26 protein-coding genes are annotated in these 26,137 nt (G+C 72.4%); 10 read left to right on the top strand and 16 right to left on the bottom strand.

All coding sequences use genetic code 11. The features are described 5' to 3' along the window. The first annotated feature begins 60 nt into the window (after positions 1–60). Entirely contained in the window at positions 61–771 is a 711-nt protein-coding gene (locus GA0070621_RS19505) for an ABC transporter permease subunit (RefSeq protein WP_091197982.1), read from the top strand. 60 nt (positions 772–831) lie between these two features. Here the strand turns inward: GA0070621_RS19505 and valS are convergent, their stop codons facing one another. The 7 genes from valS to GA0070621_RS19470 form a co-directional block, all read right to left on the bottom strand. Next, on the bottom strand, positions 832–3,399 hold the full coding sequence (valS, locus tag GA0070621_RS19500) for a valine--tRNA ligase (RefSeq protein ID WP_091197980.1): 2,568 nt from the start codon (positions 3,397–3,399) through the stop codon (positions 832–834). A gap of 59 nt (positions 3,400–3,458) precedes the next feature. Beyond that, entirely contained in the window at positions 3,459–5,351 is a 1,893-nt protein-coding gene (locus GA0070621_RS19495) for an ABC transporter ATP-binding protein (RefSeq protein WP_091197977.1), read from the bottom strand. Beyond that, positions 5,348–7,192, bottom strand: coding sequence for an ABC transporter ATP-binding protein (locus GA0070621_RS19490; protein WP_091197975.1), 1,845 nt, complete (start codon positions 7,190–7,192; stop codon positions 5,348–5,350). Before GA0070621_RS19490 ends, GA0070621_RS19495 begins: the two co-directional genes overlap by 4 nt. Positions 7,193–7,229: 37 nt before the next feature. After that, positions 7,230–7,742 carry a methylated-DNA--[protein]-cysteine S-methyltransferase gene (locus GA0070621_RS19485; RefSeq protein WP_091197973.1) on the bottom strand — a complete coding sequence of 171 codons (513 nt, stop codon included), beginning with the start codon at positions 7,740–7,742 and terminating at the stop codon, positions 7,230–7,232. Further along, positions 7,739–9,226, bottom strand: coding sequence for a DNA-3-methyladenine glycosylase 2 family protein (locus GA0070621_RS19480; RefSeq protein WP_091197971.1), 1,488 nt, complete (start codon positions 9,224–9,226; stop codon positions 7,739–7,741). Before GA0070621_RS19480 ends, GA0070621_RS19485 begins: the two co-directional genes overlap by 4 nt. Before the next feature lie 229 nt (positions 9,227–9,455). Further along, a complete protein-coding gene (locus tag GA0070621_RS29615) occupies positions 9,456–9,980 on the bottom strand; it encodes a hypothetical protein (RefSeq protein ID WP_157740021.1) in 525 nt (174 codons plus the stop codon). Then, positions 9,977–10,483 (bottom strand): SigE family RNA polymerase sigma factor, encoded by a 507-nt coding sequence (locus GA0070621_RS19470; RefSeq protein ID WP_091197967.1) that lies wholly within the window; start codon positions 10,481–10,483, stop codon positions 9,977–9,979. Before GA0070621_RS19470 ends, GA0070621_RS29615 begins: the two co-directional genes overlap by 4 nt. Before the next feature lie 175 nt (positions 10,484–10,658). On the opposite strand from GA0070621_RS19470, the gene GA0070621_RS19465 reads away from it, so the two are divergent. The 6 genes from GA0070621_RS19465 (at position 10,659) to GA0070621_RS19440 (ending at position 15,391) form a co-directional block, all read left to right on the top strand. Further along, positions 10,659–11,114: a hypothetical protein gene (locus GA0070621_RS19465; protein ID WP_091197965.1), complete on the top strand. Its 456-nt coding sequence runs from the start codon at positions 10,659–10,661 to the stop codon at positions 11,112–11,114. 123 nt (positions 11,115–11,237) lie between these two features. Next, positions 11,238–11,984, top strand: coding sequence for a Type 1 glutamine amidotransferase-like domain-containing protein (locus GA0070621_RS19460; protein ID WP_091197962.1), 747 nt, complete (start codon positions 11,238–11,240; stop codon positions 11,982–11,984). An 86-nt stretch (positions 11,985–12,070) separates the two neighbouring features. Then, positions 12,071–13,156 carry a redox-regulated ATPase YchF gene (gene ychF / locus GA0070621_RS19455; RefSeq protein WP_091202632.1) on the top strand — a complete coding sequence of 362 codons (1,086 nt, stop codon included), beginning with the start codon at positions 12,071–12,073 and terminating at the stop codon, positions 13,154–13,156. Between the two features lie 98 nt (positions 13,157–13,254). After that, complete coding sequence (locus tag GA0070621_RS19450; protein ID WP_091197959.1) at positions 13,255–13,752, top strand: SigE family RNA polymerase sigma factor; 498 nt, start codon at positions 13,255–13,257, stop codon at positions 13,750–13,752. Beyond that, on the top strand, positions 13,749–14,795 hold the full coding sequence (locus tag GA0070621_RS19445; protein WP_091197957.1) for a hypothetical protein: 1,047 nt from the start codon (positions 13,749–13,751) through the stop codon (positions 14,793–14,795). The genes GA0070621_RS19450 and GA0070621_RS19445 overlap by 4 nt, the downstream gene beginning before the upstream one ends. A gap of 68 nt (positions 14,796–14,863) precedes the next feature. After that, complete coding sequence (locus tag GA0070621_RS19440) at positions 14,864–15,391, top strand: GNAT family N-acetyltransferase (RefSeq protein WP_091197956.1); 528 nt, start codon at positions 14,864–14,866, stop codon at positions 15,389–15,391. A 23-nt stretch (positions 15,392–15,414) separates the two neighbouring features. Here the strand turns inward: GA0070621_RS19440 and GA0070621_RS19435 are convergent, their stop codons facing one another. Further along, complete coding sequence (locus GA0070621_RS19435) at positions 15,415–15,825, bottom strand: GntR family transcriptional regulator (RefSeq protein ID WP_091197954.1); 411 nt, start codon at positions 15,823–15,825, stop codon at positions 15,415–15,417. A gap of 259 nt (positions 15,826–16,084) precedes the next feature. Here GA0070621_RS19435 and GA0070621_RS19430 point away from each other — a divergent pair, with 259 nt between their 5' ends. Both GA0070621_RS19430 and GA0070621_RS19425 read left to right on the top strand, forming a co-directional pair. Beyond that, positions 16,085–16,399, top strand: coding sequence for a DivIVA domain-containing protein (locus GA0070621_RS19430; RefSeq protein ID WP_091197952.1), 315 nt, complete (start codon positions 16,085–16,087; stop codon positions 16,397–16,399). Next, positions 16,399–16,656 carry a hypothetical protein gene (locus GA0070621_RS19425; protein WP_091197950.1) on the top strand — a complete coding sequence of 86 codons (258 nt, stop codon included), beginning with the start codon at positions 16,399–16,401 and terminating at the stop codon, positions 16,654–16,656. Before GA0070621_RS19430 ends, GA0070621_RS19425 begins: the two co-directional genes overlap by 1 nt. 6 nt (positions 16,657–16,662) lie before the next feature. On the opposite strand, the gene GA0070621_RS19420 is transcribed toward GA0070621_RS19425, so the two are convergent. From GA0070621_RS19420 to GA0070621_RS19410, 3 genes are all read right to left on the bottom strand, one after another. Continuing rightward, positions 16,663–17,361: a SanA/YdcF family protein gene (locus tag GA0070621_RS19420; RefSeq protein ID WP_091197948.1), complete on the bottom strand. Its 699-nt coding sequence runs from the start codon at positions 17,359–17,361 to the stop codon at positions 16,663–16,665. 107 nt (positions 17,362–17,468) lie between these two features. Beyond that, positions 17,469–17,831, bottom strand: coding sequence for a PH domain-containing protein (locus tag GA0070621_RS19415; protein ID WP_091197946.1), 363 nt, complete (start codon positions 17,829–17,831; stop codon positions 17,469–17,471). A 32-nt stretch (positions 17,832–17,863) separates the two neighbouring features. Continuing rightward, positions 17,864–18,175 (bottom strand): 4a-hydroxytetrahydrobiopterin dehydratase, encoded by a 312-nt coding sequence (locus GA0070621_RS19410; protein ID WP_091197945.1) that lies wholly within the window; start codon positions 18,173–18,175, stop codon positions 17,864–17,866. Between the two features lie 181 nt (positions 18,176–18,356). Between GA0070621_RS19410 and GA0070621_RS19405 the strand changes: the two genes are divergently transcribed. Next, the gene (locus GA0070621_RS19405) at positions 18,357–18,797 is read left to right on the top strand and encodes a (deoxy)nucleoside triphosphate pyrophosphohydrolase (protein ID WP_167667070.1); all 441 of its coding nucleotides are present in this window, start codon (positions 18,357–18,359) and stop codon (positions 18,795–18,797) included. 124 nt (positions 18,798–18,921) lie between these two features. Here GA0070621_RS19405 and GA0070621_RS19400 read toward each other — a convergent pair whose 3' ends face one another. The 5 genes from GA0070621_RS19400 to GA0070621_RS19380 form a co-directional block, all read right to left on the bottom strand. After that, positions 18,922–19,989 (bottom strand): succinate dehydrogenase/fumarate reductase iron-sulfur subunit, encoded by a 1,068-nt coding sequence (locus GA0070621_RS19400; protein WP_091197943.1) that lies wholly within the window; start codon positions 19,987–19,989, stop codon positions 18,922–18,924. After that, entirely contained in the window at positions 19,989–21,902 is a 1,914-nt protein-coding gene (locus tag GA0070621_RS19395) for a fumarate reductase/succinate dehydrogenase flavoprotein subunit (protein ID WP_091197940.1), read from the bottom strand. Before GA0070621_RS19395 ends, GA0070621_RS19400 begins: the two co-directional genes overlap by 1 nt. 10 nt (positions 21,903–21,912) lie before the next feature. Beyond that, a complete protein-coding gene (locus GA0070621_RS19390; protein ID WP_091197938.1) occupies positions 21,913–22,719 on the bottom strand; it encodes a hypothetical protein in 807 nt (268 codons plus the stop codon). A 249-nt stretch (positions 22,720–22,968) separates the two neighbouring features. Further along, positions 22,969–24,381 (bottom strand): TldD/PmbA family protein, encoded by a 1,413-nt coding sequence (locus tag GA0070621_RS19385; protein ID WP_091197936.1) that lies wholly within the window; start codon positions 24,379–24,381, stop codon positions 22,969–22,971. Continuing rightward, positions 24,378–25,808 carry a TldD/PmbA family protein gene (locus GA0070621_RS19380; protein WP_091197934.1) on the bottom strand — a complete coding sequence of 477 codons (1,431 nt, stop codon included), beginning with the start codon at positions 25,806–25,808 and terminating at the stop codon, positions 24,378–24,380. The genes GA0070621_RS19385 and GA0070621_RS19380 overlap by 4 nt, the downstream gene beginning before the upstream one ends. Positions 25,809–26,137: the final 329 nt, after the last annotated feature.

Here is a 26,137-nt window from a genome sequence, read left to right as displayed (position 1 = left end):
GTGCGAGGAGTGAACGAGCGCAGCGAGTGAGCCCCGCAGTCACGAACGAAAGAGGCTGAGATGTCGACCGTTACCTGGATCACCGCCCGCGGACTCTTCGGCCGGCGCCGGTTCCTGCTGCTGCTTCCGCTGCCCGCGCTGCTGTTGGTGCTCGCGATCGTCTCCCGCAGCCTGGGCGTCCACCCGAGCGAGTGGGGGCCGCCGGTGCTGGTCGGGCTCGGGCTGGCCGTGGTGCTGCCGGTGGTCGCGCTGATCGTCGGCACCGGCGTGCTCGGCGCCGAGATCGACGACGGCACGGTGGTGCACATCCTCACCAAGCCGCTGCCGCGTTGGCAGATCGTGCTGCCGAAGCTGGCGGTGGCGACCGGGGTCAGCGCCGCCACCGTCGCCGTCCCGCTCTACGTCGCGGGCGTGCTCGCCGACTCGGTACGCCTCGGACTGGCGCTCGCCGCCGCGTCGGCGCTGGGCGCGCTGGCGTACTCGGCGTTCTTCCTGGCGCTCAGCCTGCTGACCCGGCGGCCCGTGCTGCTCGGCCTGGTCTACGTGCTGATCTGGGAGGGCCTGCTCGGCCGGTTCGTGGACGGCACCAGGGTGCTCTCCATCCAGCAGTGGGTGATCGCCTTCGCCGACCGGATGGCCCCCACCGACCTGCTCGGCACCACCGTCTCGGTGCCGGTGGCGGTGGTCCTGACCGCCCTGGTGGCGGTCGGCTCCACCATCCTCGCCATCGACCGTCTCCGCTCCTTCTCGGTGGCCGGCGAGACCAGCTGATCCTCCGCCGCCGCCCCACCCTCCCCGGGGCGGCGGCGGACCTCGGGTGGGCGTCCGGGGTCAGAAGGCGCAGGCGATGACGAGTTCGGTGGTGCGGTCGGGGAGCAGGTCCAGTTTGGCGATCCGGCCCGCCGCCCGGACATCGCCGGCGACCAGGGTGAGCTGGTCGAGCAGGGCCGCCGGGCCGAGCGCCTCGGCCAGCGGCACGTCCGCCTTCATCGACAGCTTTCGCTCCGACTTGGCCCGGCGCACCTGACCCAGGGCGTCGGCGGCCAGCCGCAGCAGCTCCGGGTCACCGGGACCCTGCACCGCCCGGCCCACCTCGTACGTGGTGGGCCACGGCGCGCGGTGCACCGAGCCGAACCGCCACCAGGACCAGACCTCCTCGGTGACGAAGGGCAGCACCGGGGCGAAGAGCCGCAACTGCACCGAGAGCGCCGTGGCCAGGGCCGCCCGGGCCGAGTCGGCACCCGGCCCGGAGCCGTACGCGCGCTCCTTCACCAGCTCGATGTAGTCGTCGCAGAACCGCCAGAAGAACGCCTCGGCCGCCATCAGCGCGGCGGTGTGGTCGTACCCGTCGAACGCGGCCGTCGCCGCCCCGACCACGCCGGAGAGTTCGGCGAGCATGGCGGTGTCCAGCGGCTCGGTCGCCGGGGCGCGCAACGCGTCGGCGGCGCCCAGCCCGAGCGCGAACTTCGAGGCGTTGAGCAGCTTGGTGGCGAGCCGCCGCCCCACCTTGATCTGCGCCGGGTCGAACGCCAGGTCCATCCCGGGCTTGCCGCTCGCGGCCCAGTAGCGGACCGCGTCCGAGCCGTGCTGCACCAGCAGGTCCAACGGGGTGACCACGTTCCCCTTGGACTTGGACATCTTCTTCCGGTCCGGGTCGAGGATCCAGCCGGAGAGCACCGTGTCCCGCCAGGGCAGCACCCCGTGCTCAAGGTGGGACCGGACCACCGTGGCGAACAGCCAGGTACGGATGATCTCCTGCCCCTGCGGGCGCAGGTCCATCGGGAACACCAGGCGGAACAGCTCCGGGTCGGTCTCCCAACCGCCGACGATCTGTGGGGTCAGCGACGAGGTGGCCCAGGTGTCCAGCACGTCCGGGTCGCCGACGAAGCCGCCCGGCAGCCCGCGCTGCGCCTCCTGGTAACCGGGCGGCGGCTCGGCGGACGGGTCGACCGGGAGTATCGACTCGTCGGGTGTGAGAGGGTGGGACCAGTCCGGCTCGCCAGCGTCGTCGAGCCGGTACCACACCGGCACCGGCACGCCGAAGAAGCGCTGCCGGCTGACCAGCCAGTCCCCGGTCAGGCCGCCCACCCAGTGCTCGTAGCGGTGTCGCATGTGCCCCGGCACCCAGCGCAGCTCCCGGCCCCGGGCCAGCAGCTCCTCGCGCAGGTCGGCGTCCCGGCCACCGTTGCGCAGGTACCACTGCCGGGTCGAGACGATCTCCAGCGGGCGGTCGCCGCGTTCGTAGAACTTCACCGGGTGGGTGATCGGGCGCGGCTCGCCGACCAGGTCGCCCGCGTCGGCCAGCAGCTCGACCATCGTCCGCCGGGCGCCGTTCACGGTCTGCCCGGCCAGCGCGGCGTAGGGCTCCGCCGGCACCCCGGCGGGCGGCTCGGGCAGCAGCCGCCCGTCCCGGCCGATCACCACGCGGGTGTCGAGCCGCAGCTCCCGCCACCAGGTCACGTCGGTCAGGTCACCGAACGTGCAGACCATCGCGATGCCCGTGCCCTTGGCCGGGTCCGCCAGCGGGTGTGCGCGCACCGGCACCTCGACCCCGAAGACCGGGGTACGCGCCGACGCGCCGACCAGGTCCGCGTACCGCTCGTCGTCCGGGTGGCAGACCAGCGCCACGCAGGCCGGCAGCAACTCCGGCCGGGTGGTGTCGATCAGCACCTCCCGCCCGCCCGGCCCGTGGAACCGCAGCCGGTGGTACGCGCCGGGCCGTTCCCGGTCCTCCAGCTCGGCCTGCGCCACGGCGGTGGCGAACCCGACGTCCCAGAGGGTCGGCGCCTCCGCCTGGTACGCCTCGCCCCGGGCCAGGTTGCGCAGGAACGCCCGCTGGCTGGTCGCCCGGGCCGTCCGCCCGATCGTGGTGTACGTCAGCGACCAGTCCACCGACAGCCCGAGCCGCCGCCACAGCGTCTCGAAGACCTGCTCGTCCTCTGCCGTCAGCCGCTCGCACAACTCGATGAAGTTGAGCCGCGAGATCCGGACCGGGTCCTTCCGGGCCGCCTCGCTCACCGGCGTGGCCGGTGGCTGCCATTCCGGGTCGTACGGCAGGGCCGGGTCGGGGCGCACCCCGTAGACGTTCTGCACCCGCCGCTCGGTGGGCAGGCCGTTGTCGTCCCAGCCCATCGGGTAGAACACCGTCCGGCCGCGCATCCGCTGGAAGCGGGCCACCGTGTCGGTGTGCGTGTACGAGAAGACATGCCCCATGTGCAGCTCGCCGGATACGGTCGGCGGCGGGGTGTCGATCGCGTACACGTCCGAGCGCTGCTGCTTCGCGCGGTCGAACGTGTACGTGCCCTCCTCCTGCCAGCGGCGCGCCCAGGTCTCCTCGATGCCGTCCAGGGTCGGACGCTCGGGGACGCCGGCACGGGCCGTTCTCGCCGTATCCGTCATCAGGCGATCGTAGGCAGCCGGCCTGGGCGACTCCACGAATTTCGGTGCCGTGCCGGCGGTCAGATCAGCGAGTCGCGCCACTGGCGGTGCAGGGCGGCGTACCGGCCCCCGGCGGCGGCCAGCTCGGCCGGCGGGCCGTCCTCCACGATCCGCCCGCCGTCGAGCACCAGCACCCGGTCGGCGATCTCCACGGTGGAGAGCCGGTGCGCGATCACCAGCGCGGTGCGGTCCCGCAGGACGCTGCCGAGCGCCCGCTGCACCAGGCGCTCGGTCGGCACGTCCAGCGACGAGGTCGCCTCGTCCAGGATGAGCACCCGCGGGTCGGCCAGGAACGCCCGCGCGAACGCGACGAGCTGCCGCTGCCCGGCGGAGAGCCGGCCGCCGCGCCGGCGTACGTCGGTGGCGTACCCGTCGGGGAGCGCGGCGATGAACTCGTGCGCGCCGATGGCCCGGGCGGCGGCCTCCACGGTCGCGTCGTCGGCGTCCGGGCGGCCGAACCGGATGTTCTCCGCCACCGAGCCGCTGAACAGGTGGTTCTCCTGGGTCACCAGTACGACCGCCCGGCGCAGCTCGGCGTCGGCGAGGTCCCGCAGGTCGACCCCGTCCAGGCTGATCGTGCCGCCGTCCGGGTCGTGGAACCGGGCGAGCAGCTTGGCGATGGTGGACTTGCCCGCGCCGGTCGGCCCGATCAGCGCCACGGTCTGCCCGGCCGGGACGGCCAGCTCCAGGTCCACCAGGATCGGGGTCTCCGGCCGGTAGCCGAAGCCGACCGACCGGAAGGCGACGCTGCCCCGCCCCCGGCCGGTGGGCAGCGGCACCGGCCGCTCCGGCTCGGCCACCGCCGGCCGCTCGTCGAGCACCCCGGCCAGCTTCTCCAGCGCGGCGGTCGCCGACTGCAACGCGTTGTAGAACTGGCTGAACTCCTCCATCGGCTCGAAGAACCGGCGCAGGTAGAGCAGGAAGGCGGCGAGCACCCCGACCTCGGTCCGGCCGCCCAGCACCCGCCAGCCCCCGTAGCCGAGCACCAGGGCGGCGGTCAGGTTGCCGATCATCCGGATGCCCGGCGAGTAGACCGCGATCAACCGGAACGCGTCCAGGCTGGCCTGCCGGTAGTCGTCGTTCACCGCGGCGAAGATGCGCTGGTTGCGCGGCTCCCGCCGGTACGCCTGGACCGCGCGGATGCCGCGCAGCGACTCGACGAAGTGGACGATGACCAGCGCCACCGCCTCCCGGGTGCGCCGGTACGCCCCGGCGGACGCGCGGGCGAACCACCGGGACAGCCAGAACAGGAACGGGAAGGCGAGCAGGGTGGCCGCGGCGAGCGGCAGGTCCAGCCAGAGCAGGATGCCGGCCACCGACAGCACCGACAGCGCGGCCAGCACCAGCTTGTCGATCCCGCCGTCGACCAGTTCGGCGATCGAGTCCAGGTCGCTGGTCAGCCGGGACACCATCCGCCCCGAGGTGTAGCGCTGGTGGAAGGCGACGTCGAGGCGGAGGAAGTGGCCGTACACCCGTCGGCGGAGGTCGAGCAGGACGGCCTGGCCGATCCGGGCGGCGAGGGTGAGGAAGGCACGTCGGGCCGCGTACTCGGTGCCGGTGGCGACGACGAAGGCGGCGGCGACGGCGACCAGCGGGCCGGGGTCGCCGGCCCGCAGCGGCGCGATGCCCCGGTCGATGCCGAGCATCACCAGGTACGGCCCGGCCATCGCGGCGGCGTTCTGGGCCAGCAGCAGCGCCACGGCGAGCGCGAGCCGGGCCCGGTGCGGGCGCAGCAGTTCGCCGAGCAGTACGCGGCTGCGGGCCCGGAGCCGGGCGATCGCCTCCGGCGCGGCGTCCTCGGCCCGGCTGCGGTCGGCGTCCGGGTCGCTGGCCCGTCCGCGCCACCGGACGAGGTCGACCTCGTCGCCGCGGCGCGGTCGGGGCACGCGGCGCGGGCCGCCCGCCCGGCTCACGAACGCACCAGGCCGACGCTGTCCGGCCACTGCCCGGTCGCGGAGCCGGGCTCGCCACACCGCTCCGGCTCCGCCGACAGCACCGCCCGGTACGCCGGCACCTCGGCCAGCAGTTCGCGGTGGGTGCCGACGGCGACGATCCGACCGCCGTCGAGCAGGGCCACCCGGTCGGCCAGCGCCACGGTCGACGGGCGGTGCACCACCAGCAGGGCCGTGGTGTCCCGCAGCACCCGGCGCAGCGCCGCCTCGACCAGCGCCTCGGTGTGCACGTCCAAGGCGGAGAGCGGGTCGTCGAGCACGAGCAGGGCGGGCCGGCCGAGCACCGCGCGGGCCAGCGCCAGCCGTTGCCGCTGCCCGCCGGAGAGGGAGAGTCCCTGCTCGCCGACCCGGGTGGCCAGTCCCCACGGCAGGTCGTACGCGAACTCGGCCCGGGCGAGCGCGAGCGCCGCCCGTACCTCGTCCTCGTCGGCGTCCGGGCGACCCAGGGTGAGGTTCTCCCACACCGACATGGAGAACAGGGTCGGCTCCTCGAAGGCCATCCCGACCAGCCGGCGCAGCGAGCCGAGCCGCAGGTCCCGCAGGTCGTGCCCGTCCAGGCTGATCCGGCCGCCGGTCACCTCGTGCAGCCGGGGGACCAGCGAGAGTAGCGTGCTCTTGCCGCAGCCGGTGGCACCCACCAGGGCCAGCGTCTCGCCCGGTTCGACGGTCAGCTCGATCTCGCGCAGCACCGGCGCGGCCGTCCCGGGGTAGCGGAACGTCACCCGTTCGAAGCGCAGCCGGCCGCGTACGTCGGCGCGGTTCAGCGGCCGGGCGTGCGGGGCGTCCACGATGGTCGGCGGGGTGTCCAGCACCTCCTGGATCCGGTCGGCGGCGGTCGCCGCCTCCTGCCCGTTCGCGATGATCCAGCCGAGCGACTGCACCGGCCAGATCAGCATGAGTTGCAGACTGACGAAGGCGACCAGCCCGCCGATGGTGAGCCCGCCCCGGGCGGCGGATGCCACCCCCGCCACCAGCACCACCCCGAGGGTCAGGTTGGGGACCAGGTCGAACATCGCCGAGGTACGCGCCAGCAGCCGTGCCTTGCCGACCCCGGTGTCGTGCAGCCGGCGGGCGCCGTCGGCGAACCGGGCGGCCAGTTCCGGCCCCCGCCCGTACGCCCGCATGGTGCGCAGCCCCTGCGCGGTCTCCTCGACCAGCGTGGCCACGTCCCCCTGCTGGTCCTGCATCCGCCGGGACGCGGCGTGGTAGTGGCGGGCGAAGCGGCGGCTGATCAGGAACAGCGGCACCGCGCTGGCCGCCACCAGCAGCCCGAGCCACGGGTGCAGCCGGATCAGCAGCACCACCACGGCGGCGTAGGTGACCAGGTTGAGCACGAGGAAGAGCAGGCCGAAGGAGAGGAACCGGCGGATCACCGACAGGTCGCTGGTGATCCGGGAGAGGAGCTGGCCGGACTGCCAGCGGTCGTGGCAGCCGGCCGGGAGGCGTTGCAGGTGGGCGTAGAGGTCGGCGCGGATCGCCGCCTCCATGCCGACCGAGGACGAGGACTGCGTCCACCGGCGGATGAAGATCAGCACCGCCTCGGCCAGGCCGAGCAGGAGGGCGAGGCCGCCGAGCCGGACCAGCCCGGCCACGTCGTGCCGGGCCACCGGCCCGTCCACCACCCGCTGCACCACGAGGGGTACGGCCAGGCTCGCCGCCGTGGCGGCCAGGGCGGCCAGCAGCAGCCAGGCGAACTCGGTCGCGTACGGGCGCAGGTAGGAGCGCAGCCGCCAGAGGTTGCGCAGCGGGTGGGGACGGGCGTCGTGACGCGCCGGGGGGTTGCCGTCGCACTGCGCGGGCACTACCCGACGGTAGCGGGAATTGCGAACGGCGTTTCTGTCAACTTGCCGTCAGCCGTCCCTCATGACCGAGCAGCCACCTCTTCACGTCCAGGCCCCAGCGGTAGCCGCCGAGCGTGCCGTCGGTGCGCAGCACCCGGTGGCACGGGACGAAGAGGGCGGCGGCGTTGCGGGCGCAGGCCGCGGCGGCGGCGCGTACCGCGGCCGGCCGCCCGGCCAACTCGGCGTAACCGGTGTACGTCACCGGCTCGCCCGGCTTCACCTCCCGCAGCACCCGCCAGGCGTGCGCCATGAAGACGCCCCCGGTGTGCTGCTCGACCGGGACCGGGTCGATCGCGGTCAGGTCGCCGGCCAGGTAGGCGCGGACGGCGGTGGTCACCGGGCCGAGGTCGGCCCGGTCCCGCAGCGCACCGCGCAGGCTCGGGTGCATCAGCGGAACCAGGTCGGCCGGCTCGGCGGTGAAGCCGGCCGCGCGTACCGTCCCGTCCGGTCCGGCGAGCACGCTCAGCGGGCCGGCGGGGGTGTCGATGAGGGTGCTGTCCAGGGTGGTCATGCCGCTCTCCAGAGTCTGATCACCGCGTACGACCGCCAGGGGCGCCAGCGGTCCGCGTACGCGTCAAGGGTCTTCGGGTCGTCGGGCCGGCCGAGCGCGGCGGCGCCCCGGCGTACGCCCAGGTCGGTGGGGAGGAAGACGTCGGGGTCGCCGAGGGCCCGCATGGCCACGTAGCCGGCGGTCCACGGCCCGATCCCGGGCAGCGCGGTCAGCCGCCGTACCGCCTCCTCCCGATCCCCACCCGGTTCGAGGTCGAGCGAGCCGTCCGCGACGGCCCGCGCCACCGCCCGGATCGTCTCCCGCCGCGCCCCCGGCATCCGAAACCCGTCATCCGGAACCGAGGCCACCTCCTCCGCCCCCGGAAACGCCCCCAGTTCGTGTTGATCAAGAAGTTCGCCTCCGGCGGGGGCCGTCTCCTCGACGGGACCTTCTTGATCAAAGCGGAGCTGCTGGACGGCCGACAACAGGTGGGTGAGGGTGGTGCGGGCGGATCGGAGGGAGATCTGCTGGGTGGTGATGGCGCGGACGGCCATTTCGAAGCCGTCGACGGCGTGCGGGAGGCGGACGCCCGGTTCGGCCCGGACCGCCGGGGCGAGGGCGGGGTCCTGGGCCAGGGCGGCGTCGACCGCGAGCGGGTCGGCGTCCAGGTCGAGCAGGCGCCGGCAGCGGGCCACCGCGGGCGCCAGGTCGCGCATGTCGGCCAGGCGCAGCGTGGCGACCACGTGCCCGTCGGCCGGCGTCAGCGCGACCGTGCCGGGGCCGTGCGGCAGCCGCAACCCCCGGCGGTACGTCCCGTCGCGTACCTCCTCGACGCCGGGCAGGGCCCGCAGGGCGAGGAAGTCCAGCAGCGCCACCGCGTGCAACGGCGGCCGGTACGCCAGCCGCAACGTGATGGTGCCCGCCCCGCCGGCCACGGGCTGCCGGCCCCGGGTGACCCGCAGCTCGGACGGCGTCGCCCCGTACACCTCGCGGACCGTGTCGTTGAACTGCCGGACGCTGCCGAAGCCGGCGGCGAACGCGACCTCGGCCAGGCCGAGCCCGGTGGTCTCGATGAGGATCCGGGCGGACTGGGCGCGCTGGGCCCGGGCCAGCGCGAGCGGCCCGGCGCCCAGTTCGGCGCGGAGCATCCGGTGCAGGTGCCGCTCGGTGTAGCCGAGCCGGGCCGCCAACCCCGGTACGCCGTCCCGGTCGACGACCCCGTCGGCGATCAGCCGCATCGCCCGCCCGACCACGTCCGCCCGGACGTCCCACTGGGGCGAGCCCGGGGCGGCGTCGGGGCGGCAGCGGCGACAGGCCCGTAGGCCGGCGCCCTGCGCGGCGGCGGCGGACGGGAAGAACCGGACGTTCTGCCGCTTCGGCGTCATCGCCGGGCAGGACGGCCGGCAGTAGATCCCGGTCGACGTCACGCCGGTGTAGAACCAGCCGTCGAAACGCTGGTCACGGCTGTCGACAGCGCGGTAGCACCGCTCGAAGTCCAACTCCACGCCATCGATACTGCCTCGCAGGTCCAGCCCTCGGCTGGCGGGATTCGGACCTGGCCGTACGCCTGCTTCCGTCCTCGCCGAGATCGCTGCGGATTCGCGGAAAGAGCGGCCATTTCACGCCCGGTGGGCCGTCCTCGCGTGAAGCGGCCCCACCGGCACGGGCGAATGGTGACCGGCCGGGCCGGGCGCAGGCCCCGTTGGCTGCGCCCGGCCCCGACAGGTGTGGGCGTCAGCGCTGCGGGCTGGGCTGGGGCGACGGCACGGCGGGGCTGGGTGAGACCGGCGGCGAGGACGGGCTGGGTGAGGCCCCCGGCATGCGCGGGCTGGGTGAGGCCCCCGGCATGCGCGGGCTGGGTGAGGCCGTCTCCGGGGACGGGCTGGGGGAAGCCGCCGGCATGGGCAGGCGCCCGTCCGGCAGGCGGCCGGGGACGGTGGATGAGGCGATCGGGACCGGAGAGCGGTAACTCTCCCGGGGGCTGGGCCGAGCGCTGGGGTCGAACGACACGCTGGGCGACGGCGTGGGCCGGGCGCTGGGCGCGGCCGGGCGCGGGGCGTCCGAGCGGGTCGACGCGATCGCGAACGGCGTGGCCACGAGGACGGCGGCGATCGTCCCCGCCGCGCTCAGCGCCATCGTGGTGCGCCGTCGGTTCCGGACCCGGCGTTCCGCCGGGGTCAACTGGTCCTGCACTGGTGGTGCCTCCTCGGCAAGGTCGGAGAGGGTGGCGCGGATGAGGTTCTCGAACGGGGTGGTCACCGCCGTACCTCCAGAAGTTCGACGTCCGGCAGGAGCTGGCGCAATCGGGTCACCGCCCGGTGGGTCCGGCTGCGTACGGTGCCGATCGTGCAACCGAGGACCTCGGCCACCCGGGCCTCGGGCAGGTCCTCGTAGTAACGCAGCACCAGCACCGTGCGCTGGGCCGGCGGCAGCCGCCGCAACGCCGCCCGCATCGCCAGGCGTACGTCGGTGCCGCCGCTCGGATCCGGCTGGATCGGCCCGTCGCCGGTGAGCGCCGTCTCCCGCCGCCGGCGCAGCCGACGCCACCAGCTCACCTGCTCCCGGTACATCACCGTGCGCAGGTAGCCCTCCGGGTCGGTGTGCCGCAGCGTCCGCCACTTCGGGATGGTTTTGGCCAGCGCCGACTGGAACAGGTCCTCGGCGGCGTGCCGGTCGCCGGTGAGCAGGTACGCGACCCGCATCAGCGCCGGCGTACGGCCGGCCACGAACTCGGCCAGCCGGGCCCGGTCGTCCTCGTCCACGCACCCTCCCGCGTTTTTCTTCCACCGATACAGACGCCCCAGCTCAGGCCCGCTATCCCTTGGGCGGCAACGGATTCCGGCGCGGAAAGTGTCGGTAGTGGCCGGTACCGTCCGGCCACCAACACAGGAGAAGGTGCGGGGGAATGGCGAGCGTGGCCGGGCGAGGTGCCCGCTGATGCGGTCGGGGCAGGTGCGGCTGGACCGCGCGGTGGTGCAGGGCTTCTACGACCGGATGCGGGTGGTGGCGCCGGCCGCGTACGGCGCGATCGAGCGGGACCGGGCCGACGACCCGGGGCGGGCCTTCGCCGAGACCGCCTGCGGCCGGCTCGCGGGTTCGCTCGACGCGGCCGGGTTGCGGGCGCTCGGCATGTGGGCACACCACTGGTGCATGCGCTTCTACGACGACGACACCCGGGTCGGCCTGCGGCTGGTACGGGAGATCGCCGGCCGGGGCGGGCTGGGCTGGACGGCCGACGAGGTGCGCTGGCTGCTCGACCAGTCCCACGCGGCCGGCTCCGCCGCCGCGCACCGGCTCACCCTCCCGCTCGCCGCCGCGGCGGAGTTGCCACCGGGCACGCTGCCCGAGTGGCGCGACGAGACGCCGGAGTGGCCGCGCCTGCTGGCCGGCTGACCGGTGCACGTTTTCTCTCGCTGATGAGGCTTGGCGCGCTCGACGCTCGGCAGTGCGGGATGATCCTGCCCGACGCCCGGCAGCGCCGGATGATCTCGACCAGCACCCATCGGAAGGACGAGCATGCCCGCCAGCGAACCGACCATCGTCGCCGCCAGCACCGGCTTCGCCAGCCGGCACCGCGGCCCGTACGACGCGCAACCCGGGCCGGTCTTCGACCTGATGGCCGAGCTGGCGGAGGCCGGCGACGCGCCGAGGATCTGCTACCTGAACCAGGCCGTCGGTGACCAGCCCACCTCGTACACCGTGTTCTACGGCGCGTTCGCCGGCACCCGGTTCCGCCCGTCCCACCTGGCCCTGTTCCCGATGCCCAACGTCGAGGACGTCCGTGCCCACCTGCTCGCCCAGGACATCATCTGGGTCGGCGGCGGCAGCGTCGCCAACCTCTGCGCGGTCTGGCGGGTGCACGGCCTCCAGGACATCCTGCACGAGTGCTGGCAGGCCGGCGTGGTGCTGGGCGGGGTCTCGGCCGGGTCGATCTGCTGGCACCTGGGCGGCGCCACCGACAGCTACGGCCCGACCCTGCGGCCGTTCACCGAGGGGCTGGGCTGGCTCCCGTACGGCAACGGCGTGCACTACGACGGCGAGGCGCAGCGCCGACCGCTGATGCACAGGCTGGTCGGCGACGGCACGCTGCCGACCAGCTACTGCACGGACGACGGGGTGGGGCTGGTCTACCGGGGCACCGCGCTGGCCGAGGCGGTGGCCGACCGGGAGGGCGTCGCCGCGTACCAGGTGACCCGGGAGGCGGACGGCAGCGTGCGGGAGACCCGGATCGAACCCCGGCTGCTGACCGCTCAGTCCCGCTGACCCGGTGGTGACCGCGGTCCCTTTTCGGTGCCGGCGACGGGGCTGCCTGTCCAAGGCGCGCGGTGAACCGCGTAAGCTGGCTCGTCGTGAGTCTCACCATCGGCATCGTGGGCCTGCCCAACGTCGGCAAGAGCACCCTGTTCAACGCGCTGACCAAGAACGACGTGCTCGCGGCGAACTACCCGTTCGCCACCATCGAGCCGAACGTCGGCGTGGTCGGGCTGCCCGACGAGCGGCTGGACAAGCTCGCCGAGATCTTCTCCTCGCAGAAGGTGCTGCCGGCGCCGGTCTCGTTCGTCGACATCGCCGGCCTGGTCCGGGGCGCCTCCAAGGGGCAGGGCCGGGGCAACGCGTTCCTGGCGAACATCCGCGACGCCACGGCGATCTGCCAGGTGGTGCGCGCCTTCTCCGACCCGAACGTGGTGCACGTCGACGGCAAGGTCTCCCCGGCCGACGACATCGAGACGATCAACACCGAGCTGATCCTGGCGGACCTCCAGACCCTGGAGAAGGCGCTGCCCCGGCTGGAGAAGGAGGCCAAGCTCCGCAAGGACCGGGCCGCCGCCGTCGAGGCCGCCAAGAAGGCCGTCGACGTCCTGGACAGCGGCACCACCCTGTACGCGGGCGCGGCCGCCGCCAAGATCGAGCTGGAGCACCTGCGCGAGCTGCACCTGCTCACCACCAAGCCGTTCCTCTACGTCTTCAATGTCGACGAGGCCGAGCTGGGCAACGCCGAGTTCCTCGACGAGCTGCGCGCCCTGGTCGCCCCGGCCGAGGCGGTCTTCATGGACGCCAAGATCGAGTCCGAGCTGGTGGACCTGCCCGAGGAGGAGGCCCGCGAGCTGCTGGAGTCGATCGGGCAGTCCGAGCCGGGCCTGGACCAGCTCGTCCGGGTCGGCTTCCGTACCCTCGGGCTCCAGACGTACCTGACGGCGGGCCCCAAGGAGGCGCGGGCCTGGACCGTCCCGGTCGGCGCGACCGCGCCGGAGGCCGCAGGGGTCATCCACAGCGACTTCCAGCGCGGCTTCATCAAGGCCGAGGTGGTCTCCTACGCCGACCTGGTCGAGGCCGGATCGATGGCGGCGGCGAAGGCCGCCGGCAAGGTCCGGATCGAGGGCAAGGAGTACGTCATGCATGACGGCGACGTCGTGGAGTTCCGCTTCAACGTCTGACTCCGGCGAAGATGCTCGCCTGACCAACCGCCTGCGAGGCAACCTTTCCGGGTCACGGCCGGTACTACCTGGTGACCGACTGGGTAGGAGGGCGGCACGTGATCACACCGGAGGGCTTCGACGACTTCGTCGTCACCCGATCACCGCGGCTGTTACGTACCGCGTTCCTGCTCACCCGCGACTGGGTGTCGGCCGAGGACCTGTTGCAGACCGCGCTGGCGCGGGCCTGGGAGGCGTGGCGGCGCATCGACGGTGACCCGGAGCCGTACGTGCGGCGGATCATCGTCAACGCGTACGCGTCGTCGTGGCGGCGTCGGTGGCGGGGTGAGCTGCCCACGGCCGACCTTCCCGAGACGGTCGTCGAGGCCGACCCGCACGCCGGTCTCGACGACCGGGACCGCCTGTGGCGGGCGCTGGGCCGGCTGCCCCGGCGGCAGCGTGCCGTGCTCGTGCTGCGCTATTTCGAAGACCTTTCCGAGGTCGAGATCGCCGGGGTCCTCGGCTGCTCGGTCGGCACGGTCAAGAGCCAGGCCAGCCGGGCGGTGGCCAAGCTCCGCCTCGACGGGACGCTGACGCCGGAAGGGATGCCGCGATGAACCTGACAGACCTCAAGCAGGTGTTCGACGAGCGCTCCGGCGACCCGGTCGAGCACGTCGTGCACCACCTGCGGCTGCACGGCGTACGCGCCAAGGTGGTCGCCCGCCGCCGCCGACGCGTCGCGACCTGGACCGCCTGCGCGATCGTCGCCGTGGCCGGCGTCGCGGCGGCCGCCGTCGTGCCCGGGCTGCGCCCCGACGTCACCCCCACCCCGGCGGACAGCCCGTCGCCGGTACGCACGATCGAGGGCTTCCCGGAGTACGCCGACGGAGCGCGCATCGTGGCCGCGAAGTCCGCCGCGCTGCCGCAGCGGCGCATCGAGTTGACGATCGTGCCGACCACTCTCGATCTTGTCGTCTTCAGCCGCTGCGACGGCACGGGGGAGAAGGGCACGCTCAAGGGAACGCTGACCGCCAACGGCCATGGCTTTGTCTCGGGAGGCTGCACCACCGGTACCTTCCGGTCGCAAGGCTGGGGCGGGATGGACGTCTCGGTTGGCAAGCCGGCCACCTTTGTCATGACGATCACCGGGGCACGGCAGCCCGACGAGACGGGCGGCGATGACATCCCGATCCCGGACACCGGCACGTTCGGACTCGCGATCGGTGAGCGGATCCCGTTCGACCGCTATCCGCTGCCACCCCGGCCGTCAGGAACGCTCGATCCACTGCCCGAGGTGCTACCCGCCGGCTGCACCGAGGCGCTGTGCCCGGACGCCGTCATCATCAGATCCGACCCCGCCGACCCGGCCCGCCCAGTACGACGGACCCTGACCTGGCAGACGATGCGCGGGATCGACATGGTCGCCCAGACGCCCGGGCTCCTCCATCTGCGCGTCAACGGCGTGGAGATCACGACAGGCGAGTGGTGGGACTACGCGATGAGCGGTAGCGGGATGTACGGCGACAAGGACGGTGACTGGAAGCGCTTCGGCCTCGGCCTGCGCCCCGGCGACTCGGCGGCGATCGAGATCGTGCCCGAGCACATCACCGGCGCCTGGCAGGTCGTCTTCTCGCCGGACCGAGCGGGTGGGGGCGGGTAGCGCCATGCGTGGTGCCGCACCGGCGGCCCGGGTCCGCAGCTCAAGCGTCTTCGTGTGAGCATGGGCGCGTGACTCTCACCCGGCTTGCCGCGCTCGATGACGCGCCGGTCCTGGCGGAGTTGCTCCGTCGCAACCGCGACTTCCTCGCACCCTGGGAGCCGGTCCGGGGCGAGGACTACTTCACTGCGGACGGCCAGCGTGCCGTCCTTGAGGCCGATCTTGCGCAGCACGCCCAGGGAACGAAGTTGCCGCACGTCATTCTGGATTCCGGCAGCGTGATCGGCCGCATCACGTTGAACGGCATCGTGCGGGGCCCGTTCCAGTCGTGCAGCCTGGGCTACTGGGTGAGCGCCGGCCACAACGGCCGAGGCTTCGCGACCCGGGCGGTCCGGGAGATCGTGCGGGTGGCCTTCGAGGAGTTGGGGCTGCACCGGGTACAGGCGGAGACGTTGCTGCACAACGTCAGGTCGCGGCGCGTGCTGAAGCGCAACGGGTTCCTGCCCATCGGCCTCGCGCCGGCGTACCTCAACATCGCCGGCGAATGGCAGGACATGGACCTGTTCCAAGTGGTGAACGACGCCTGGTCGGCGGGCTGATCCTCCTGCTCTGAGGTGTCTCCTCAGGCTGGGCGGGTCAGCTCGACCTCGTCGGCCGCCAGCACCTCGACCCCGCCCGCCGGATCGTGGACCTCCAGCACCGGTACGCCCTCGTCGAGTTGCAAGGCCCGGCGTTCACCGCCGCTCGGCATCCGTGCGATGACTGACGAGCCAGGGGCGAGTTCGACCTGACGCCGTTGCGGCGTTTCGCGGACTTGGGTCCCGTGGCCACGGCTGGTGGTCACCAACCCTTCTGACCGGAGCATTGCGATGGCCATGCGGACAGCGTCCCGGCCTATCCCGAATTCCTGCGCCAGGCGGAATTCGCTACCGACGTTTGCCCCGGCCGCCAACTCTCCGGACTCGATGCGCTGCCGTAGGAGGTCGGCGAGCTGCACATACACCGGCGTGTGCGAGTACGGATCGATGGACATGCGGAAAGCCTTATGGCCCTATTGGCAAAATCTGGTGTGGCCCTGTGGCAACAAGTGCTTGTGCACAAAGGCCCTTATGCCTAGAGTTCCAGTCACAGCCCGTGCTCGGGTGAAAACGCTCGAACGTGCGGCTGTGGCGGACCAGCCCTGCTGCCGTACCGCTGATTGGAGCTGCGGTGGTGGGGCGGGGTGGTCGGCCCGCGCGCGGCGGGCGGGTCGCCCACCCCTTCCATTCCTGGACCAGAGAGGCGGAACGACGATGCGTGGCTTCCTGCGCGGGCTGCGGCGGAACCAGCGGCCGGGACGTGCTGGACCAACCAGCTACCGATCCTCGACCTACGTCCCGCTGGCGCCCTGGCAGGTACGCCAGCGGCGGTTCCGGCCGACCCGGGTCGGCCGGCGCGGGCTCGACCCGGAGGAGGTGCAGGAATTCCTCGACCGGGTGGCCGACGATCTCGCCGCCGCCTACCGGGCGCTGGGCGTCAGCCGGCAGGAGACGGCCCGGATCAAGGACGCGCTGAAGCGCTGGCAGACCGAGCAGGCGCGGCGAACCGACGCCGGGCGGCACCGCTGATGGTCGAGCGGGAGCGGTTCGTCATCCACCTGCCGGTGGCCGCCACGGACCTGGCCGGCGCGGTACGCCTGGCCCGGGTGGTCGCCCGCTGGGCCGGCCTGCTCTCCGCGGCCGACCCGGGCGAGACCACCGTCTCGGCCGAGGACGAGCAGGGCGTACGCCATCGGGTCTTCTGCGATCTGCGGCTGCCCGGCGGCCGGCGCTGCCTGCTCCGGGCCGACCACGACGGGCCGTGTACCCGCCGGCTGACCCGCTGAGCGTCGTCAGCCGGCGCGGAGAGCGTCGTCGACGCCGGTCTCGCGGCGGCCGAGGTGGGCGGGGTCGCGGCCGGAGAGCACGTCCACCGCCGCCTTCACCGAGGCGCCGTACTCGCGGGTCGAGCCGATCCGCCACTTGGCGTACCGCCGGACGGTGTCGTCGCCCACGCCGTTGGCCTCGATGCCGAAGTGCCGGCACAGCGCCACGGCGCGGGGGAGGTGGAAGGACTGGGTCACCACCGTCAGGCGGTCCACCCCGAAGATCCGTTTGGCCCGCGCGCACGAGTCGTACGTGTCGAAGCCGGCGTAGTCCAGCACCACCTTGCCCGTCGGCACGCCCTGGTCGACCAACCAGCGTCGCATCGCCTCGGGCTCGTTGTAGTCGGCGTGCATGTTGTCGCCGGACACCAGGATCGCGCGGACCTTGCCGGCGGCGAACAGCCGCTGGGCGAGTTCCAGCCGGGCGGTGAGGAACGCCGACGGGGTGCCGTCCGCGTCCACCTTGGTGCCCAGGACCAGGGCGACGGGCGCCTCCGGCACGTCGGTCTCGGTGAAGATGTGGCCCTCGGCGCCGCTGCGCAGCCACGCCACGCTGGCCACGCTGCCCACGGTGGCCAGCACCGCGCAGGCGGCGACCGCGATCAGCGCCCAACGGACCCGGCGAACGTTCCACCACCGTTTGACGACCCCGGACCACCCCCGCATGCCCACGAGTATCCCAGGCGGGTGCATCCGCTGGTCGTCCCGTCACGGGTCGATGCCGGACCGCCGAGCATGGGCAGCACCATGAGCGCCTGTTGCCAGCGCCGGGGTCAGGAGATGTGGTGGAGGATCACGTTGTGCACGTGGTGGCTCTTCTGGTCGCCCCGGAACTCGACCTCGTAGGTCTGCGACCCGACGTGGATCGCGATCGCCCCGGTGGAGAAGAACGAACCGCCCCACGACTTGTTGCTGACCACGCTGACGCTGGTGATCTTCGAGTACGGGATGCTGGTGATGGCGTACCGCTTGCCGACGAAGGAACGGTCCTGGATGATCACACGGCGGTCGGTCAGGCCGATGAATCCGGTGCCCGTCCCGACCGCGTCGTAGACGGCGATGATCTGCTCACCGGCCAGGAGCCCGCTCTGGATCTGCTGGAACTGTTCCTTGCGGTCGTACGTGGGGGTGGTCATGCCCACGACGTTAGGCGGGGCGTGCCAGCCGCTCAGGGCTGGGTGACGGCGCGGACCGCGTCCTCGATGCGGGCGGCCAGCAGGACCTCGCCCTCGGTCAGCGGCTCCCCGTCGCCGTGGCCCACCCGGATCTGCGTACGGTCGGCGCGACGGCTGATCTCGGGACGCAGGCGCAGCGCGTCGGCGACCACCTTGACCCGCTCGGTCAACGCGGCGTGCTGGGTGTCGTCCAAGACGAGCGTGCGGCGGATCTCCTCGCCCTCGCGGGTCCATCCGGACAGCAGAGTGAGGGCGTCGCTGAGATAGTCGTGCTTGGCCCGGCCGCTGAACAGCACGCGCTTCACCGTACCTCCCAGGCGTCGTTGCCGGCTTGTGGCCAAATCGTCGCCGTCCCGTGTCCTAGTCGACGGTCTCTAGTCTGTCGCCGCACAGATGGTGTGTCCACGCCCACATTTCCGGGTTCTGCTGTCCTGACGGCGCGCTCAGGTACCCAAACCGCCGATTGATCTGGCACCCTGGACGCCCGTGCGGACCGAACGGGCTAGCGGCAGCGGGCAGGACGACCGGCGTGAGCCGAAGGTGGTCGTCGGCGCGGCCATCATCGTCGACGGCAGGGTGCTGGCCTGTGCCCGCTCCGCGCCACCCGAGGTGGCCGGCCGCTGGGAGTTCCCGGGCGGCAAGGTGGAGCCGGGGGAGACCGACACGGTCGCGCTGGCCCGCGAGTGCGTCGAGGAACTCGGCGTACGCGTGGAGATCGGCGCGCGGGTCGGCCGCGACGTACGAATGGCCCACGGCCGTTCCGTCCTCCGGGTGTACGTGGCCCGCCTCCTCCACGGTGACCAGCCGAAGGCCCTGGAGCACTCCGAGCTGCGTTGGCTCTCCGCCGCCGAGCTGGACACCGTGCCCTGGCTGCCCGCCGACGTGCCGATCGTCGCCGCCCTGCGTCCCCTGCTCGCCGCGTCCTGAGTGGGGAAGCACCGGGCCCGGACCGGGAACGTCGGGCCCTGAGCAGGGAGAACGGACACCGGGGCGGAAACGGGACGGGGGCCTGCGGCATGTGCCGCGGCCCCCGTCGTCGTTCGTGTCGTGCTCAGTGCTTCGGCTCGTCCTGCTGCGGGTGAGCGAAGTTGAGGTGCTGCGGCGGCAGCGGGAACTTGACGTCGTCACCGAACGGCGACGGCGCCGCGGCCCGGTCGAGGGTCAGCTCGGTCAGCGGCAGCTTGCCGTTGGCGTCGACGGCGGGAGCCGTCGGGTGCGGCACCTCGCGGTGCCAGTTGACGCCCTGCTGCGCCTGCGTCTCGGACCGCGCGTCGTGCGAGCCGCCGGCGTGCGAGTGCACCGGCTGTTCGCCGCTGGCGGTCGCGGTGCCGCTGTGATGCCCGCTGGTCACGCTGGTCTGAGGCACCTGACCCCTCCGGAATATCTTGCTACCAAGCCACACGAGGGGATCGTACCTGCGGTCCACGACCCGTTCCTTCATGGGGATGATCCCGTTGTCGGTGATCTTGATGTGCTCGGGGCAGACCTCCGTGCAGCACTTGGTGATGTTGCAGAAGCCGAGTCCCATCTCGGCCTGCGCGTACTCCTTGCGGTCCGGCTTCGCGTCGAGCGGGTGCATGTCCAGCTCGGCCGCCCGGATGAAGAACCGGGGACCGGAGAACGCCGGCTTGTTCTCCTCGTGGTCGCGGATCACGTGGCAGACGTTCTGGCACAGGAAGCATTCGATGCACTTGCGGAACTCCTGCGAGCGCTCGACGTCCACCTGCTGCATCCGGTACTCGCCGGGGGCCACGCCGGCCGGCGGCGCGAACGCCGGGGTCTCCCGGGCCTTCTCGTAGTTGAACGAGACGTCGGTGACCAGGTCCCGGATGACCGGGAACGTCCGCAGCGGGGTGACCGTGACGGTCTCGTCCTCCTCGAACGTCGACATCCGGGTCATGCAGCTCAGCCGCGGCTTGCCGTTGATCTCCATGGAGCAGGAGCCGCACTTGCCGGCCTTGCAGTTCCACCGGCAGGCCAGGTCCGGCGCCTCCGTGTTCTGCAGCCGGTGGATGACGTCGAGAACGACCTCGCCCTCGTTGACCTCGACGGAGTAGTCCTGCAGGTCGCCGCCGGTCTCGTCGCCCCGCCAGATGCGGAACTGCCTCTTGGTCCCCATTACTTGCTCGCCTCCTCAGCGAGGGCGTCGAACTCGGCGAGTTCCTCGTCGGTCAGGTACTTGGCCAGCTCCGCCCGGTCGAAGAGGGCGATCAGCTCCGGGCGCATCTTCGGCAGCGGCTTGTGCGCCAGGTGGACCTTGTCGCCGTCGAGCGAGCAGACCAGGTTCACCCGCCGCCACTTCGGCTCCATCTTCGGGAAGTCCTCCCGGGTGTGCCCGCCGCGCGACTCCTGCCGCTCCAGCGCGGCCTTCGCCGTGCACTCCGAGACCACCAGCATGTTGCGCAGGTCCAGCGCCAGGTGCCAGCCCGGGTTGTAGCGCCGGCCGCCGGCCGCGCTCACTTTGGCCACCCGCTCCCGCAGCTCCGCGAGCCTGCCCATCGCGTCCTCAAGCTCGCTTTGCCGGCGGATGATTCCTACTAGGTCTCCCATCACCGCCTGGAGGTCCCGCTGGAGGGCGTACGGGCTCTCACCGGTGTCGCGTTGCAGCGGCGCCAGCGCCGTCTCCACCGCGGCCTCCACCGCCGCCACCGGCACCGCCGGGCGCGAGGTGAGCTGTTCGGCGTACGAGGCGGCGTGACCGCCCGCCCGCTTGCCGAAGACCAGCAGGTCGGAGAGCGAGTTGCCGCCCAGCCGGTTGGAGCCGTGCATACCGCCGGAGACCTCACCGGCGGCGAAGAGCCCGCGTACGGTGCCCGCCGCCGCGCCGGAGTCCGGGTCCACCTCGACGCCGCCCATCACGTAGTGGCAGGTCGGGCCGACCTCCATCGGCTCCTTGGTGATGTCGACGTCGGCCAGTTCCTTGAACTGGTGGTACATCGACGGCAGGCGGCGGCGGATCTCCTCGGCCGGCAGCCGCGAGGCGATGTCCAGGTAGACGCCGCCGGCCGGCGTACCCCGACCGGCCTTGACCTCGCTGTTGATCGCGCGGGCGACCTCGTCGCGGGGGAGCAGTTCAGGCGGACGCCGGTTGTTGTCCGGGTCGGTGTACCAGCGGTCCGCCTCGGCCTCGTTGTCCGCGTACTGCTTGCGGAACACGTCCGGCACGTAGTCGAACATGAACCGCTTGCCGTCGGAGTTCTTCAGCACGCCGCCGTCGCCGCGGACCGACTCGGTGACCAGGATGCCCTTCACCGAGGGCGGCCAGACCATGCCGGTCGGGTGGAACTGGAGGAACTCCATGTTGATCAGCGTCGCCCCGGCGCGCAGCGCCAGCGCGTGACCGTCACCGGTGTACTCCCAGGAGTTCGAGGTGACCTTGTAGGAGCGACCCACGCCGCCGGTGGCCAGCACCACGGCCGGCGCCTCGAAGAGGATGAACTCCCCGGACTCCCGGTAGTAGCCGAACGCGCCGGCGACCCGGTCGCCGTCGAGCAGCAGCTCGGTGATGGTGGTCTCGGCGAAGACCTTGATCCGCGCCTCGTAGTTGCCGAACTCCTGCATGTCCTCCTGCTGGAGGGAGACGATCTTCTGCTGGAGGGTGCGGATCAGCTCCAGCCCGGTCCGGTCGCCGACGTGCGCGAGCCGCGGGTACTCGTGACCGCCGAAGTTGCGCTGGGAGATCTTCCCGTCCTTCGTACGGTCGAACAGCGCGCCGTACGTCTCCAGCTCCCAGATCCGCTGCGGCGACTCCTTCGCGTGCAGCTCGGCCATCCGGAAGTTGTTGAGGAACTTGCCGCCGCGCATCGTGTCGCGGTAGTGCACCTGCCAGTTGTCCCGGGAGTTCACGTTCCCCATCGCGGCCGCGGCGCCACCCTCGGCCATCACGGTGTGCGCCTTGCCGAACAGCGACTTCGAGATGATCGCGGTCTTCTTGCCGGCCAGCCGGGCCTCGATCGCCGCGCGCAGGCCGGCACCGCCGGCCCCGATCACGACGACGTCGTAGTGGTGTCGTTCGATTCGCGTTTCAGTCATGTGAGGGCCTTCAGTTGATGAACCGCAGGTCGTTGAACCAGCCGGCCGCGACCGCCATGACGTAGAAGTCGGTGAGGGCCAGGGTGCCGAGGGTGATCCAGGCGAGCTGCATGTGCCGGACGTTGAGCCAGGAGACGAAGGTCCAGGCCTTGTAGCGCACCGGGTGCTTCGAGAAGTGCTTGAGCCGGCCGCCGATGATGTGCCGGCACGAGTGGCAGGAGATGGTGTACGCCCAGAGCATCACGACGTTCCCGATCAGGACCAGGTTGCCGAGCCCGAAGCCGAACCCCTTGGGGGAGTGGAAGGCGTAGACGGCGTCGTACGTGTTGATGATCGAGATGATCGCGGCGGCGTAGAAGAAGTAGCGGTGCAGGTTCTGCCCGAGCAGCGGGAACCGGGTCTCCCCGCCGTACGCCTGGTGCCCGTCCGGGACCGCGCAGGCCGGCGGCGAGAGCCAGAACGACCGGTAGTAGGCCTTGCGGTAGTAGTAGCAGGTCAGCCGGAACAGCAGCAGGAACGGCAGGGTGAACGCCGCGTCCGGGATGATCCACCAGCCGGGCAGGTAGGTGCCCACGTGGGCCGAGCCCTCGACGCACCGGTCGGTCACGCACGGGGAGTAGAACGGCGTCAGGTAGTGGAACTCCCCGACCCAGTACCACTTGTGCATGAAGACCCGGACCGTCGCGTAGATGATCCAGGCGCTGAGGCCGACGACGGTGATCAGTGGCGCGAACCACCAGCGGTCGGTCCGCAACGTCTTCGCCGCGATCGCGGCGCGTGCTCGCGCCCCACGCGGCCTCGTTGCCGTTGATGTCATTCCAGTCGTCTCCCTGACGGCGCCCTCGCGGGGGCGGCGGATCACCTTCCGTTACCGGCCAGTGGACCGGCGAGACCGCGTCCACTGCCACGTCTTGCGCACACCAACGACCACGCCGTCAAACCGGCGCAGCTAAATGACACACGTTACGCCGATCTTCGCGGCGTGGCCGCGCAACGCAGTGTCCCGTGTGTCCAGCAGGTTGGAAAGACCCGAAGCAAGATCAATATCTTGAAACGGCGGGTTCGGTCAGCCCGACGCGCCACCGGTGAAGTTCCACGACGCCAGCCGCAGCGGCGGCGCCTCCCACCAGGAGCCGTCGACCCGGTCCGGCTGGCGGACCGGCTGCCGGCCCAGACCGAGCACCCGGCCGGGCCCCAGCGCGCGCGGGTACGACTCGGTGAAGCGGAAGTCGCGGACCGCCCGGGTGGGCACCCCGTCCTCGACCAGCCAGACCCCGTTCCGGGTCAGCCCGGTGATGACCAGGCGCTTCGGGTCGAGCACCCGGGTGTACCAGAAGTCGCTGACCAGCAGCCCACGCTTCACCCCGGCGACCAGCGCCGCAGTGTCCGCGTCGGCCACCGCCCCGGCCGCCGTCCCGTCGCCGCCCGGCCCGACCGGCGACGGGCTGTCGCCACCGACCGCACGGGCGGCGGCCGGGAGCAGGCGGAGGTTGTGCGGGATCGGGCCGAAGGTGGACGCGCCGGGCATCCCGTGACCGGTGGAGGCGGCCCCCGCCTCGGCGCCGCTGCGTCGGTCGTGCGCCACCGCCACGGTGGTGCCTTCGTCCACCAGGGTCAGCGCGCCCCGGGAGGTGCCCTCCATGTCGTACGGCAGGGCGGAGGCGTGCGGCGGATCGTCGACCAGGGTCACCGACGGATCGAACTGGGCGGTGCCGAGTTCGACGAAGGACTGCCGCTCGGCGTGCCGCTTGCCGTTGAAGCCGAACCAGGCGAGGTTCTGCAGCAGGTCGGCGACCGCGGCCGGTTCGAGCACCACGTCGTACCGCCCCGGCGGCAGCTCGACCGGATCCGTCGCGGCCCGCGCCTTCGCCGCCGCCCGCGCGCCGAGCACCCCGCCGTCCAGCTCGCCGAGCCGGTCGGCGCAGCGCCGGGCCACCCCGTCGGCCCCGCCCGTACGCGCGATGCCGTCCATCGCCGCCTCGGCCATCCGCCCCACCGCCGAGTGCCCGGCCGAGTTGGCGAACGCCCCCGACCGGTACGCCGTCCGGCAGTAGCCGGCCGTCTCCAGCCCGCCGGCCGCGTCCACGAAGGCGCGTACCCGGGCGGCCCGCTCGTCGGGAGACGCGTACGCGGTGGCCTCGTCGAGGGCCGTCCCCGGCGGGACCGGCGACGGCGGGGTGAGCCCCGGCCAGGCCGGATCGGGCGGGGCGAGCCGGGCCGCCGCCAGGGTCCGCTCGACCAGGGCGGTCAGCCCGTCGCGGTCGACCAGGCTGCCGCTGCCGGCCGCCGTCCGCCCACCGGCGTGCAGCCGCAGCCGCACCGCCGTGCCCGACTCGGCGACGTTCTGATGGATGAACGAGTTCGCGAACCGGGTCAGTGCCAGGTCGGCCCGGGTCACCGTGACCTCGGCCTGCGCGTCCGGCCCGGCGAGCCGGCGGACCAGCTCGACGACCTGACCGGCGATCTCCAGCTCACTCATGCCCTTACCCCCACCCGGACGTTGCGGAAGCGGGCGGGGGCGGCCGGGTGACCGGTGTGCCCGACCTGGCCCGGCTGACCCTTGCCGCAGTTCGGCGTGCCCCACGGCACGATCTCGGAGGAGAGCATGTCCATCGAGCGCCAGAAGACCGGCCCGATGCCGGTGTAGGTGGGGTTGCGCAGCATCCGCCCCCGCCGGCCCTTCCGCACCTCCCAGCCGACCTCGCAACCGAACTGGAAGTTGAGTCGCTTGTCGTCGATCGACCAGGAGCGGTTGATGTCCATCAGCACCCCGTCGTCGGTGGCCTCGATGATCTCGTCGAGGGTGTGCGGGCCCGGTTCCAGGCCCACGTTGGTCATCCGCACCATCGGCAGTCGGGCCCAGCCGTCCGCCCGTACGCTGCCGCCGTAGCCGAGACCGGCGACGGCGGCCGAGTCCCGGCCGGCGAGCACCCCCACCCAGCGTCCCGCGCGGACCGCGTCCCGCTTGACCGCCGGTGAGCCCTCGTCGTCGAAGCCGAAGCTGCCCAGCGCGCCCGGGATGGTCGGGTCGATGGTGACGTTCATCAGCTCGGAGCCGTAACGCAGCGCCCCGAGCCGGGTCAGATCCAACCAGGACGTCCCGGCGAAGGCGGCCTCCCAGCCGAGGATCCGGTCCAACTCGATGGCGTGCCCGACCGATTCGTGGATCTGCAGGGCGAGCTGCTCGCCGCCGAGGATCAGGTCGGTCTCGCCGGCCGGGCACTCCGCCGCGGTGAGCAGCTCCCGGGACTCCTCGGCGACCCGGGCGGCGTGCGCGGCCAGGTCGAGCGAGGTGACCAGCTCCCAGCCGGTGGTGCCGTACTGCCCGCGGTAGCTCGGGTAGGACCGGCGCTGGGTCTCGCCGTCGCCGATCGAGGTGGCCGAGATGCCGCCACCGCACTCGCGGATGCGCTGGTCGATCCGGTGCCCCTCGCTGGAGACGAACCACTTCGTGGTGTCCCAGATCTGGTAGAGGCCCTCGGCCAGGTCGGCGCCGTGCGCGCGCATCGTCTCGGTGGCGCGGACCAGCAGGTCACCCTTGTCGGAGAGCGGGACGCCGAGCGGGTCCACCTCGCACCCCGAGGCCCAGCTCGCGACGGTCGCCTCGACGGGGACCAGGTCGATCGGCGGGCCGGGGACGCGCGCGCTCGCGGTGGCGATCGCCGCGGCGCGCCGGCCGGCGTCGCGGGCTTCCGACAGCTCGGGTACGGCGTGAAAGCCCCAGCTCGACCCGACCAGCGCCCGGACGCCCAGCCCGATGCTCTCGTCCTGGGTCAGCTCCTCGATGTCGCCGTTGCGGGCCGACATCGACTCGTAGCGGCGGTGCATCACCCGGACGTCCGCGTACCGTGCTCCCGCGTCGAGGGCGGCCTGGACGGCGTCGGACGCCGCATCGAATTCGCTCATGCCGGGTCCCGCTTCGCTCGCTGGCGCTCGCTCATGCGCCGACCCTAGGCGAGCGGACCGACATCCGTCAGGAGACGAGATCCTCCGGCCGGATCGTGGCGCGTACGGGCTCACTCAACTCCAGCACCTCGCCGGGCTTGGTCACCGACAGCTCCCGGGCGGACATCTTCACCTGAGTCCTCCGGCCATGGCCACACCCGACGTGCGGCGGCGGGCTGAGGGCTGGTCAAGCCCGAAACCCACTCGTTACGCTCAGCCCACTGACATCCCACGTTTTGTAGCTTATTTTCGCCTCCAGAACTTTGTTGTAAGTTCTCTTCATCACTGAG

It is taken from the genome of Micromonospora narathiwatensis (assembly GCF_900089605.1).
Classification (GTDB): domain Bacteria; phylum Actinomycetota; class Actinomycetes; order Mycobacteriales; family Micromonosporaceae; genus Micromonospora; species Micromonospora narathiwatensis.
This window is presented reverse-complemented; position numbering and strand designations above follow the sequence as displayed.